The 11,301-nt window shown below is 46.0% G+C and carries 15 protein-coding genes; 5 read left to right on the top strand and 10 right to left on the bottom strand.

Annotated features, from left to right (window positions below):
* Positions 1-159 precede the first annotated feature (159 nt).
* From ACX9NY_RS28530 to yyaC, 4 genes are all read right to left on the bottom strand, one after another.
* Positions 160-1,407: a class I SAM-dependent methyltransferase gene (locus tag ACX9NY_RS28530; protein ID WP_472476381.1), complete on the bottom strand. Its 1,248-nt coding sequence runs from the start codon at positions 1,405-1,407 to the stop codon at positions 160-162.
* Between the two features lie 97 nt (positions 1,408-1,504).
* Positions 1,505-2,209, bottom strand: a complete 705-nt coding sequence (locus ACX9NY_RS28525) for a DUF6483 family protein (RefSeq protein ID WP_472476379.1) — start codon at positions 2,207-2,209, stop codon at positions 1,505-1,507.
* 270 nt (positions 2,210-2,479) lie between these two features.
* On the bottom strand, positions 2,480-3,271 hold the full coding sequence (locus ACX9NY_RS28520) for an alpha/beta fold hydrolase (protein WP_472476377.1): 792 nt from the start codon (positions 3,269-3,271) through the stop codon (positions 2,480-2,482).
* Between the two features lie 60 nt (positions 3,272-3,331).
* Complete coding sequence (gene yyaC / locus ACX9NY_RS28515; RefSeq protein WP_339237705.1) at positions 3,332-3,889, bottom strand: spore protease YyaC; 558 nt, start codon at positions 3,887-3,889, stop codon at positions 3,332-3,334.
* A gap of 158 nt (positions 3,890-4,047) precedes the next feature.
* On the opposite strand from yyaC, the gene ACX9NY_RS28510 reads away from it, so the two are divergent.
* A complete protein-coding gene (locus ACX9NY_RS28510) occupies positions 4,048-4,272 on the top strand; it encodes a DUF1128 domain-containing protein (protein WP_253440906.1) in 225 nt (74 codons plus the stop codon).
* 106 nt (positions 4,273-4,378) lie between these two features.
* Here ACX9NY_RS28510 and ACX9NY_RS28505 read toward each other — a convergent pair whose 3' ends face one another.
* Both ACX9NY_RS28505 and ACX9NY_RS28500 read right to left on the bottom strand, forming a co-directional pair.
* Complete coding sequence (locus tag ACX9NY_RS28505) at positions 4,379-5,104, bottom strand: pirin family protein (protein WP_339237711.1); 726 nt, start codon at positions 5,102-5,104, stop codon at positions 4,379-4,381.
* Between the two features lie 139 nt (positions 5,105-5,243).
* Positions 5,244-6,263: an asparaginase gene (locus tag ACX9NY_RS28500; RefSeq protein ID WP_472476375.1), complete on the bottom strand. Its 1,020-nt coding sequence runs from the start codon at positions 6,261-6,263 to the stop codon at positions 5,244-5,246.
* 175 nt (positions 6,264-6,438) lie between these two features.
* Between ACX9NY_RS28500 and ACX9NY_RS28495 the strand changes: the two genes are divergently transcribed.
* The 4 genes from ACX9NY_RS28495 to ACX9NY_RS28480 all read left to right on the top strand — a co-directional run bounded on the left by ACX9NY_RS28495 (position 6,439) and on the right by ACX9NY_RS28480 (position 8,452).
* Positions 6,439-7,140 carry a phosphatase PAP2 family protein gene (locus ACX9NY_RS28495; protein WP_472476373.1) on the top strand — a complete coding sequence of 234 codons (702 nt, stop codon included), beginning with the start codon at positions 6,439-6,441 and terminating at the stop codon, positions 7,138-7,140.
* A gap of 134 nt (positions 7,141-7,274) precedes the next feature.
* Complete coding sequence (locus tag ACX9NY_RS28490) at positions 7,275-7,532, top strand: GlsB/YeaQ/YmgE family stress response membrane protein (protein ID WP_017692278.1); 258 nt, start codon at positions 7,275-7,277, stop codon at positions 7,530-7,532.
* A gap of 64 nt (positions 7,533-7,596) precedes the next feature.
* On the top strand, positions 7,597-8,004 hold the full coding sequence (locus ACX9NY_RS28485) for a YtxH domain-containing protein (RefSeq protein WP_074096444.1): 408 nt from the start codon (positions 7,597-7,599) through the stop codon (positions 8,002-8,004).
* An 82-nt stretch (positions 8,005-8,086) separates the two neighbouring features.
* The gene (locus tag ACX9NY_RS28480) at positions 8,087-8,452 is read left to right on the top strand and encodes a DUF5665 domain-containing protein (protein WP_339237718.1); all 366 of its coding nucleotides are present in this window, start codon (positions 8,087-8,089) and stop codon (positions 8,450-8,452) included.
* Positions 8,453-8,472: 20 nt separating this feature from the next.
* Here the strand turns inward: ACX9NY_RS28480 and ACX9NY_RS28475 are convergent, their stop codons facing one another.
* The 4 genes from ACX9NY_RS28475 to ACX9NY_RS28460 all read right to left on the bottom strand — a co-directional run bounded on the left by ACX9NY_RS28475 (position 8,473) and on the right by ACX9NY_RS28460 (position 11,217).
* The gene (locus ACX9NY_RS28475; RefSeq protein ID WP_472479433.1) at positions 8,473-9,498 is read right to left on the bottom strand and encodes a magnesium transporter CorA family protein; all 1,026 of its coding nucleotides are present in this window, start codon (positions 9,496-9,498) and stop codon (positions 8,473-8,475) included.
* Positions 9,499-9,637: 139 nt separating this feature from the next.
* Positions 9,638-10,411 carry a sigma-70 family RNA polymerase sigma factor gene (locus ACX9NY_RS28470; RefSeq protein ID WP_472476370.1) on the bottom strand — a complete coding sequence of 258 codons (774 nt, stop codon included), beginning with the start codon at positions 10,409-10,411 and terminating at the stop codon, positions 9,638-9,640.
* The gene (gene rsbW / locus ACX9NY_RS28465; protein WP_339237721.1) at positions 10,408-10,860 is read right to left on the bottom strand and encodes an anti-sigma B factor RsbW; all 453 of its coding nucleotides are present in this window, start codon (positions 10,858-10,860) and stop codon (positions 10,408-10,410) included. Before rsbW ends, ACX9NY_RS28470 begins: the two co-directional genes overlap by 4 nt.
* An 18-nt stretch (positions 10,861-10,878) precedes the next feature.
* The gene (locus ACX9NY_RS28460; RefSeq protein ID WP_036606989.1) at positions 10,879-11,217 is read right to left on the bottom strand and encodes an STAS domain-containing protein; all 339 of its coding nucleotides are present in this window, start codon (positions 11,215-11,217) and stop codon (positions 10,879-10,881) included.
* Positions 11,218-11,301: the final 84 nt, after the last annotated feature.

The following is an 11,301-nucleotide window of genomic DNA, read 5'->3' as shown; positions in this document are numbered from 1 at the left end:
TACGCATAACAAAAAGACAGAAGATCCCGATAAGGGGTCCTTCTGTCTGATACATAACTGACAGTTATGGTGTTGCCTGCTACAACGTATGTGCATAATATTGAAATTTACATTCAAGGACCCTAATTGCAGTATGTCCCTGGATTGGCATCGGCACACTTAGCAAATGTCACAATTCGTGGAATCCTGGACGGTTTCTTTGTTCGATTTTGATTTCCCAATAACCTGCTTGCCATCATCAGGGAGCAAATCCGAACAAGCCCGCTCCAAATATGGATCGGCATGAATGAAATCACGGAAAGCCGTATATTCGTTCCACATCTCTGACACTTCACCCGCCTGACCGCGAACAGCACGTATCAATATGTTTTTAGGTGTATTCTCCATATCGATGAATTCAAGTAATTGTGTCTTGTATCCCATTAGATCAAGCAATTTGGCACGAATTCCATCCGTAGCCAGTGCGGAGAAACGTTCCTTGAGGATGCCATGGGACAACAATGGATTCATCACGGAAGCCTCTACTTGGTCGAACAGTTCATGCTGACAGCAAGGAACAGACAGAATAACAGAAGCCCCCCATCGAACCGCTTTCTCCAAAGCAGCATCGGTAGCTGTATCACAGGCATGCAGTGTTACAACCATATCCACTTCATTCAATTCATCGTAGTCCGCGATGTCTCCAACCAGAAACTTCAGATCACCATAGTGCAATCGATTAGCTAGATCATTACAGTGTTCAATGACATCTGCCTTCAAGTCCAACCCAATAATTTGTAGTGAACGCCGTTGTTGTACAGACAGATAGTGATATAACGCAAAAGTCAGATAAGACTTGCCACAACCAAAATCAACAATGGTAAGTGGACGTCCCTCCGGCAGATGTGGAATGACATCCTGCACCATTTCGAGGAAACGGTTAATCTGTCTGAACTTGTCATACTTGCGGGCCAGCACACGACCTTCTTCGTTCATAATGCCAAGTTCAACAAGGAACGATACGGGTACTCCCTCTTCCAATACATATTGCTTCTTGCGATTATGCGACAGATCCACCGCAGTTTTGGAAGCCGATTTAGTCAGAATCGATACTTTATATTTTTTGCTGATCAAAATTTGATAGTCTGCATCGGTAGTACAGAGCAGGCCTTGACGAAACGTCTCTTCGCATAGCAAAGTCATGCGCTCTACCGCTTCAGCCGGAGTCAAATTCTCGTGCAGCACTTTGTTGTTATAATGAAATGCAAATTGATAATGCAGCTGATTCTTCAGTGTCACCGGCTTGACTTGCACTTTGGTATACGAGACATTGTCCCGTCTGCGCAGCTGGCTCCAGGTCGCTGTAATCAGCGAATTCTGTTCAAAGATGTCTTGTATAAGCTTTCGCAATGAATCCACGGGGTACATCTCACTTTCGGTTTGGTTTGGTCAACCGTTACCATACCACACTTCCGTTCCCTCTCCAAGTGAAGGCAGGTAACAAGCCTTGATGCACAATTCATATTTATGAGTTCATCTCTTGACGACTTAGTTCGGCTAACCCCTCTTCAACTTCGTTGCGCGGCAAACCTCCTTGCTCCAATTGTTCATCCGTGAGTTGGCTCAACCTTTCATAGAACGCCTGTACATCATCTCGGTAGCTCACCGGGAATTCAGCACCAAGCTGGAGCAGCCTGTACCAGCTGTTCTCTGCCTGGTCATAACGCCCTTGTTGCTCACGATAGAGGGCAAGCTGTCTTTCAGTCCGGGCAGGAAGCTCATATTCTTTGGTAAGTCCCAATACACCCTCCACCCGTTGCGGTGCATCTAATAACTGGGGATTAGCGCCATGATTCAATGCATACAGGTAAAAATGAAGTGATCTCATCAATCGGATGACAGCCTCATCCTCTGCGTCCATTCTCTCCTGATCCTCTATCCCTTCCACTTTGGCCTTCTCTTGATATATATAGGCTTCTTCTTCAATCAGCCTGGCGGCGTGCTGCAGATTGTCCACTTCAATCATCCCGCGAAAACGGAACATTTCAATAACATCCTCAGCTGGTAACGAGTTCAGCAAAGACAAGTTTAGCCCAAACTGCCTGCGCATCAGCTCATCCAGTTCAGACAATGCCTCGGTGTGCTTACGTTGCTGTTTGAGCGTGAACACTTTACCTATTGCTTCAGTCATTTCCTCCATCATGCGGAGCAGATAATCTTTTCTGAACATGCTGTATGCCCCCTCATCATTCGACCTTATCCATTCAATCGCTCTCCTAACGTCCTATTGTAGTTATTTTAATTCATGCCATGACAAAAAGCCAAAAACAAGACGCATGTCTTTACTCTGGCCATGGAAGTGACAAAAACCCCTGCTTATCCCAAAAAGGACGTTGCAGGGGTTCAAATGATGTGGGAACCGATAATTCTCCAAAAGGAATCAACACTATCCAGGAACCCAACTATATTTTAATGAAATCAACATAAATCACTTCATTGATTACTTCGATAATCCAGACATAAATTGCTTAATGACCTGAATTAATTCTTCAGGAGCTTCATACATGCTCATATGACCCGCACCCGGGATAACAGCTTGCACGATATGCGGCTTGTCACTTGTAAATGTACGTTCTGGCGGAATAACAGCATCCTTCTCTCCTGCTACCAGCAATACAGGTAAAGGAGTCGCGGATAGTACATCGCGGCGATCCGGGCGTTCACGCATAGCAAGAGCAGCACCAACAGCACCTTGAGGCGCGGTCTGGTAACCAATTTCCTTCACGCGTGTTACGTGCGTGGATAACGACTCAACATGTTCCGGTGCAAATAAGCCAGGAACCAGTCCATCTACAAAATTCACGATACCTTCCGTTTGGATGGTGGAGACGGCACGAAGGCGTTTCTCTTTGGCTTCTTCACTGTCCGGGTAGGCTGTGGAATGAATCAGGCCAAATGCATTCAAACGCTCAGGGTGACGTTGTGCGATCGAGAGCGCAATATATCCCCCCATCGAGTGTCCCAGAAGGACAGCCTTTTCCACGTTCAACTCGTCCATCAACTGTAATACATCGTTGCCCATCTGTTCGATGGTATAACTTCCTACAGGTGCATCTGTTTTCCCGTGTCCACGCAGATCAGGTACGATACAGCGATAGCTGCGTGCCAGTTCAGGTACGACCTCATCCCAATACGATGAACTGCCACAGTATCCGTGGAGCAAAATGAGTGCTTCTCCCTTACCTTGTTCGGCATAACAAATCGTCGTTCCATCACACATCACTTTTTCCATATGAATCCCTCTCTCTGCGCGAATTAAATAATTCAGGTTGTATATTATTAAGCCTACATCTCATGAATGAAACGTTTGTCTCCATTTCCATGCTTCAATTGCGGCGTCTGCAATCGTTCGGGACATCTCCATGACCGAGTGAAGCGAGGTCATCTGCAATATGGAATAAGGCCTTGGTCCATTGGCATTAACCACAGCTGCCAGACTGTATTGTCCGACAGGAGGGAGCTTCCCTCCAACCGATTGAGCTGGAATGAGTGGGTTGTTCGAGAGATAATATGTACCTACGGCATGCTTGGGACCCAGACACGCATCGATCGCTATGATGGCATGGTGTGCAGGAATGAGTGCTAATTTCCTCTCCAGCGTGTCTGCATCACAAGGGGAAGACAGCGTGCCTATCACGTTACCTATTCCATTCTCTTGCAGGATACTCCCTGTCAGCGGGCCCAGGGCATCCCCGGTGGAACGATCGGTTCCGATGCAGACAAACGTGATTTCATCTAGAGCGTGAAGTTTGAGGATATTTTCGAAAAATAAAATCAGATTCTCTGCAGGCACGCCTTTGCGGACTTCCCTTCCTTGATGGCGAACCATTTCTCGCTTATACGCTGCCAAGCTGTATTCCCTCCAGTACACTCTGTTTTCCATGAAAACCGGTTGTTGTATCCATCATTGTAACCGATGCTTGGTTTCCCCGCAAAAGCATTGGCCTGAGCACTTCCAATCATGATACAATAACAAGAGTTTCCGATACGGAAGGGATGAATTTAACGATGGATTTAACACAAGCAACAGCAGCCAATATGGAATATATGATTGAAGCGATCAAAACCAAACTGCGTATGGCAAGCGGTGCTGCCATGCAAGCTTCGTCATTCCCACTTGAGAAATATGAAGATCTGTTTGACCTGTATGAAATGATTTTGGGCAAGGAACATCTCAGTATCTCCGAAGTGGAAGCTGTCGCTTCTGAACTGGGTAAGCTTCGTAAATCCTAGTCCAAGCAAGCAAAAAAAAGGACCTGTCTTCCACATCAACGTGGCAACAGGTCCTTTTCGCCTATTTTTGTTTCAAGACTATCGTTATAGGAAGTACATCTGATCCTTAAGGCAGATCAACCAGAACAAATTCGGCAGGTTCACTGTCTGTACTCGTAATTTGCAGATCGCAGCTTTTACGAATTCGTGCAGCATCCCCCGGCTTCAGGCTGAAGTTACCGTCCGAGCAAAGAATCTCCACATGTCCACTGATCAGGAAAAGATGTGTCCGTCGCTCTTCATGTTGCGGGTACATCAACTTCTTCCCAGACTCCAAATGGGACAGGTAACAGGTTACATCCTGGGAAATAGGCAATGCGCCTTCGGTTCCCTCGCCCCCTTGCCCGGATACAATCGGACATAAACGGTTCAAAGGCTCCTGTGGCTCTATTTTCCGATTCGTATAGGATGGTTTCAGCATACGCTCCGATGGCAAAAACCACATCTGAAGAAATCGTACCGGTTCATCCGCTGACGGATTGGTCTCGGAATGTTCCACTCCCGTACCTGCACTCATCACCTGGACTGTACCCGGTTCAAGCAATTGTTCTGTTCCCATACTATCCGTATGTTTGAGTGTACCTGATATGACATAACTGACAAGCTCAAGATCATGATGTGGATGTTTCTTAAAGCCTTCTTGCGGCATCAGCGTGTTTTCATTATGAGCCAGCAGACAGCCAAAATGGGCGTTGCTCGGATCATCATAATCCGCAAAGGAAAAGCTGAATTCACTGTGTATCCAACCTCGATCCGACGTGTGCCTTTCTTCCGATGTCACCACTTTAATCATGTTCATCCACCTCCAAGGGTTTAGAGCTGCCACATTACTGCGGCAGTCCATGCGTGTATATGAATTGTTTAGATAAATACCAGTTGGTATGTCATCTTTACCCGGGGTCCGGCAACTCTAATCACGCCCCTTCTTAAGGTTATACGCTATCTTCAAGTGAGTGGAGAATGAACTCGCTATCTGCATGACCTACAAGGGTACCCTCATCATTACGGATGTCGGAAGGGAACACTTCAGCCAATCGTGCAAGGGTTCTCTCATTGGAATAACCGATCTGTTTCAGGATGGATTGGGTAATGAAGGCCCACTCTTCCTCGGAACCATCAAGTACCTTGAAGGTGATTCCCAATCGTTCTTTTTTCAGACCAAAACCGAATACCCCTTTGAATCCACCTTTTGCGACAATGTTATCGTCTTCCAGCAGTACTGAATCTACACGCTCTGTGCCCCCTACCATTAACGGATGTTCATTCATGGCTGATGTAATCGTCTCTACAGCTGTTCTTGTAGAAGGATCGGCGATAAGATCCGGACAAGCGAGCTTCAGATAGGCGTTCGACAATGCTGATAACGGCAAAGAAAATACCGGAAAGCCGCAGCCATCCGTCCCAAGCTTAATCTCTTTTTCCTCAATACCTGCCAGGTCGGCAAACGTTTCGAGAATTTCACGTTGTACGGGGTGATCCGGTTCAGCGTAACTGCCCAAATCAACCTGCTTCATCTGACTGTACCCCAGAATTCCCAGATGTTTTCCGGAGCAGTTATGCAAGATGCGGCGTTTCTCTCCTTGTCCACGTATCCATTGATTACGGCTTTCTTCATTAAGCGGGTAGCTTGGTGCACAGATCAGGCACTCTTCACCCAGTCCGATTTTACCGGATAACTGCTCCAGCACCCGAATGTGTTCCGGCTCCGAACGATGCGAAGAGGACATAATGGCAATCTCCTGTGCAGATAGGCCATAGTGATTGACGATCCCTGCCCGGATTCCTGGAATAGCTTGAAAAGGTTTGGCAGATGAGCGAGTGAACGCTCTAAAATGAGGGTCGCCAGCCGAGTATACGATTCGGCCATTCTCATCCGTAATACTTATGTGTCCGTAATGGGCGCATTCCATGACGCCTGCACGGTATTCTTTAATTAACAAGGCACTCTCCATGCGAGTTCTCTCCTTTGTGCTCCCAATTTCATCTCTGCTTTGCGTCACGACGCCGCATGGGATATCTTAAATAGTATAGTACAAAAGCGACGTTTTTACAGTTTTTTCGACATGCATTTCGGGTATAGCTTTATCATCTATGTTCATGACTACCATAATGAAGGAGAAACTCACTATGCCACGCAAAATGTCTACACCATTCTCATCAGGTTCGACCTCTGGCATGTCGTTACGCCCCCTCTTCAACTGGAGTTTGGCTGGTATGGCTATCAGTGCTTCGGTCGTATTCATCATGGCAGGTCTGGGTGCCTGGTTGGGCGATGATTCTATTATTCGTCTGGATGCTGAAATTCAGCAATTATTTTATCTGAATTCGGATTCACGTCTGTATCTATTTCCTTACACTGCATTTATAACCGCGCTGGGCTCATTCAAAATCTCTGCTGTAGCCGCAGGAGGTTTCGCCCTTCTTTTCTTCATACAACGCAGCCCAAGGTTTGTTATATATGGATATGCGATCACGGGAAGTTTTGCCATGATGTGGATCCTGAACACGTTATTGAAAGAATTTTTCAGACGAAGCAGACCTGAACTGGATCATCTGCTGGTCGTTCACGGGTACAGCTTTCCCAGCGGACATGCCATGATCTCCATGGGCTTCTACGGCATGCTCTTTGTAATCTGGGCCATTGAGCAACAGCGACACAACTCTTCTAGTGTGTGGCTTCCTGTTCTATGCGGCATCATTTTTATTTTCTTGATTGGCCTGAGCCGCATCATGCTCGGCGTACATTATCCTACGGATGTATTTACGGGATTTGCCGCTGGATTGGCATGGATCTTCTGCATGATTAAAGGTATTAAACAGAGCCTCTAAAGAATGAATTCCTCTGATTTCCAGTTCATTCATCCTCACCTTTATTGTTTCACAGGGTTGCACGGCGTTTATATACGAAGTAAGCAAACGCGAACAGACAACATCCTACATCAAGTTTAAAGGAGGCGGTTGTTATGTGGGGCATCATTATCAGCATTGTGATGGCTGTCATCATCGGTTTGATCGGAGATGCACTTGCCGGTCACAACATGCCTGGAGGCATAATCGGTGCAATGATTGCCGGATTTGCCGGAGCCTGGCTGGGAGCACTTTTGCTTGGTAACTGGGGACCCGTTATCGGTAACTTTGCCATCATCCCTGCCATCATTGGTACAGCGCTCTTTGTTTTCTTGCTGGGGCTTGTGTCCAGACTGCTAAGACAGGCTGCCTGATTCGGGCAACAAGGTGTTCGTTGTTTCGTATTTGTTTCTTAATTTGAAGAAGGAGTGATTAGACATGAATAAAGCAGAAGAGCAATATCCTGTACAGACGGGTTCGACTTTCGCCAAAGGGATTTTCATCGGAGGTTTGCTGGGAGCGGCTGCGGCCCTACTCTTTGCGCCTAAACCAGGACGAGAATTGCGTGGTGACCTTTCCGAGAAAGTAGGCATGGTTACTGACCGCACGAAAGAAGTTGCAACGGTTGTAGGTGATAGAGCATCCGAACTGGCTAAAACGGTCTCATCCAAAACTTCCGACATTGCAAAAACAGTAAACCAAGGACGCAATGATGTCATGGAATCTGTGAGAAAAGCATCCGCGGATGTGGCTAACGAAGCATCCCGTGCATCTGAAGAAGTGGCTGCCGCTTCCGTAGAAGCGAAGGAAGATGCACGTAAAGAACTTAACTCGACTAGCCTGTAAGGTGATATAGATCGAGTGACCAATAGCCAGCTGCACTCCAGCTGGCTATTTTTTATCCAATGCGAGTTGAGGGGGAATAATTATGAGTAAAGTTACAATTAACGGTAATACTCCAATTACGGGGAGAACACCGGCACAGCAGTACGATACAAGCGAGCATCCTTTTGAATTGCGACACGAGGTAAAGCGGTTGAACACACGTCTGGACCAGATTGCGGACAGTCTGGAGAGAGCACAGATCAAAGATATTATTGAGAATTACAGCAGTCCCAAAAAGCGGATTATTACCAACTTCACAGCAGGTATGGCACGAGGGCTCGGTCTGACCGTAGGTACCTTTGTTGTTCTGGGTCTGCTCGCATTCATTCTCAGCCAATTCGTCAATATGCCGATTGTCGGTCAATATATTGCTGACTTGCTTGGCTATATTGAAGATTACAAGAAATAAGGAGACTAACCGACCGCAAGCTATCCCTTACGTTTTTCCGTTTCTCCTTTTTTCTCAATCTCTTCAGCTGAAGGCTGTGAGGATTTCACTTTGAGCAGATCCCCTGTCCATCCTTTCATCATCAGCCATACGTACATGCCAATCATGCTTAGGATAATGGCAACAAGGACCAGAACAACTCCCCATGATTTATCGATAAAGGGCAGGTTCTCAAAGTTCATTCCCCATATCGCGCCGGCAGCCGTGGCGGGTATGAACACAGCGGTGACAATGGTCAGTGTTTTCATGATCTCATTCCCACGCACACCGGAGATCGCATTATCAATAGAGATTAATGTATCGATCTCTTTCTCGTAGTGTCTAAACAATCGTTCCATTCGCTCTACGCGATGTTGGAGCTGTTGGAAGTATCGATTTTCATTGATTTCATCAAGGTAAGCCTCATGTGAAGCGGCCATCAGTTCCGAGTAAGGGATGAACAGATTACTCCAATACAATAATTCAAATCGAGCGGCGAGAATCTGGTCCATCAAGGTGCGAGCATTGCGGGATTCCATCTTCCGTTCCAGATCACGCAGGTTCATCTCAAAATGATCCATTCCCACATGGTAGTAATGCAGTATAGCTCGAAAAAGTACAAACATCCCATCCCTGGCCTCGCTACATTGCTGTAACATATGAGCACGTTCATCTGTCTTCATAATCCCTCGTGTGTTGTCATCCATATTCAAAGTAACCAGATGATTGCGATCGACGTAGAAAAACATCTGATTATCTTGACGTTGGTCATCTCTCTCATTCTTGATCGCATATAACAAGGAACCAAATATGACCGGCTCTGTACCGTTCACAAAACGGACGGACAAATAATTCGATTCCACTTCCGGAATTTTGTGAAGCCAATACTGCATGTCCGGAAATGCCTCTGTCAGTTCCTCCAATGCATCGTTCATGCTGTTGTTGTCGGGTGCAACCCAATCCCACCATTGCCAATGGTCCGAACAAGATAACTTGTCACGGCGAGTTTCCAACTTGATTTGGTTCACAATCACTTTATCCACTCCTGCACTTATGTTCGTTCATTGCATACTTATTTTTTTTGATCCCAAAAAGGACACGTATGCATTTCAGTGCAATGACGTGTCCTTATTTATGCCGTACTCAACAACATTAGGGTTCCATTTTTCATAACATTGAAGCATTAGACATGATCTGTTTCAATTTCTCTGTAGCTCGCTTCTGAATACGAGATACGCTCATCTGTGAAACACCAAGCTTCTGGGCAATTGCCCGCTGAGATTGGCCATCCTGAAAGGCTAGAATAAGTACCTGCTGCTCTTGTTCCTTTAATTGTCCCAATGCCTGTTGCAAGTCCATCCGTTTTTCGACCGAATCAAAGTCATTAACATCCGCACTGATCAGTTCACCTAATGTTGCTGCACTGTCATCCTGAGATAGAGGAGAATCCAGTGACACATAGTGATAACATTCCCGACCAGCCAGAACTTCAATCGTCTCTTCTGCAGTCAAATCAAGGTATTCAGCAATTTCGTTCACACCGGGTGAGCGCTCCAGCTTCACGGTTAACTCATCAATGGCATGTTGCACAAGTGCTCCCTTTTCCTTAATCCTCCGGGGCACCTGAATATACCAGGATTTGTCTCGCAAATAGTTCTTCATATGTCCGATCATGCTCTTCATGGCATAAGGTTCAAACGGAATACCCAGGTTGATATCATATTGCTTAAGCAAACGTATCAAGGCCATCTGCCCGGTCTGATACAGATCTTCGTATAGATCGGGGCGATTCCGAGCAATTTTACCTGCTGCCATCTTAACCATCGGTTCATATTTACGGATGAGAACTGTTGCAATTTCATTATCTTGGGTCTGCTGGTATTCCCAGATCAAACCAATAGCTTCAGACATGGACTCTGGGGGAGTCACTTTTTCATTCATACTTTCTCCTCACTTCTTGCAAGACGTTTTACGAGTACTACTTTCGTACCTTTGCCCGTCTCACTTTCCACACTGACATCGTCCATCAAGGCTTGCATCAGGTAGAACCCGAGTCCGCCAATCTGTGCTTCTGTCAATTCTTTGTCGTGAAGACCAGCACGTGACACAGCAGGGTTCATGTTCTCGAAGCTTGCACCTTCGTCCTTGACAGTAATGGACAATGTATCGCCATCCACTTCGAATACAACTTCAACCATGCCGCCTTCGTGTGAGTAGGCATACAGTACAGAGTTGTTACAGGCCTCGGATACAGCAACTTTCATATCCTCAATGTCTTCATAAGAAAATCCCATTTTTGATGCTACTCCATAGAGATTGAGTCTAACAATATCAACGTAATCAGCTGTCGCCGGTAAATTAAGGGTGACTCTTTGAACTTCTGCATTCATTCCTTTTTCGATCCTTTCCTATTGGGAATTCTTCTGAGTGACAAAGAATTTGGCGATGCCCGTCATGTCAAAAAGTTTCTGAATTTGCGCAGGAACTTCCTGTACTTCGAAGCGAGCTTCCATTCCATGTCTTGCCTTCAAAACAGATAACAGGATACCAATCCCTGTACTATCGATATACTTCAGTTCTTTCATGTTGATCACGAGATCCTGTTCCTTGTTATCCACCAGCGGCTCCATTACCAAGCGGAAGTCAGGAGCAACCGACAAATCCAGTTCGCCAGTCAGATACACCGTGCACACGCCGTCCTGTGTTTCAGTTCTTGCATTGAATTTTTCATTTTTGTTTGTATTCATTAGACATCTCTCTCCTGATCAATGGTTTCCTTACCTAATAACCCAACTTCAGCACGAGTGAAACAAAAAGGAGTTTGGAAATTG

The sequence above is a fragment of the Paenibacillus sp. CB74 genome, assembly GCF_055687625.1.
Note: the sequence above shows the minus strand (reverse complement) of the source record. Positions and strands in the feature narration are given on the sequence as shown.

Excerpts from the sequence above, each read along its gene's own strand:
- ACX9NY_RS28530 (WP_472476381.1), bottom strand. The coding sequence starts at position 1,407 with ATGTACCCCGTGGATTCATTGCGAAAGCTTATACAAGACATCTTTGAA.
- ACX9NY_RS28480 (WP_339237718.1), top strand. The coding sequence starts at position 8,087 with ATGAGTAAAGTTACAATTAACGGTAATACTCCAATTACGGGGAGAACA.
- rsbW (WP_339237721.1), bottom strand. The coding sequence starts at position 10,860 with ATGAATGCAGAAGTTCAAAGAGTCACCCTTAATTTACCGGCGACAGCT.
- ACX9NY_RS28485 (WP_074096444.1), top strand. The coding sequence starts at position 7,597 with ATGAATAAAGCAGAAGAGCAATATCCTGTACAGACGGGTTCGACTTTC.
- ACX9NY_RS28510 (WP_253440906.1), top strand. The coding sequence starts at position 4,048 with ATGGATTTAACACAAGCAACAGCAGCCAATATGGAATATATGATTGAA.
- ACX9NY_RS28470 (WP_472476370.1), bottom strand. The coding sequence starts at position 10,411 with ATGAATGAAAAAGTGACTCCCCCAGAGTCCATGTCTGAAGCTATTGGT.
- ACX9NY_RS28460 (WP_036606989.1), bottom strand. The coding sequence starts at position 11,217 with ATGAATACAAACAAAAATGAAAAATTCAATGCAAGAACTGAAACACAG.
- ACX9NY_RS28495 (WP_472476373.1), top strand. The coding sequence starts at position 6,439 with ATGCCACGCAAAATGTCTACACCATTCTCATCAGGTTCGACCTCTGGC.
- ACX9NY_RS28520 (WP_472476377.1), bottom strand. The coding sequence starts at position 3,271 with ATGGAAAAAGTGATGTGTGATGGAACGACGATTTGTTATGCCGAACAA.
- ACX9NY_RS28500 (WP_472476375.1), bottom strand. The coding sequence starts at position 6,263 with ATGGAGAGTGCCTTGTTAATTAAAGAATACCGTGCAGGCGTCATGGAA.
- ACX9NY_RS28505 (WP_339237711.1), bottom strand. The coding sequence starts at position 5,104 with ATGATTAAAGTGGTGACATCGGAAGAAAGGCACACGTCGGATCGAGGT.
- ACX9NY_RS28525 (WP_472476379.1), bottom strand. The coding sequence starts at position 2,209 with ATGTTCAGAAAAGATTATCTGCTCCGCATGATGGAGGAAATGACTGAA.
- ACX9NY_RS28490 (WP_017692278.1), top strand. The coding sequence starts at position 7,275 with ATGTGGGGCATCATTATCAGCATTGTGATGGCTGTCATCATCGGTTTG.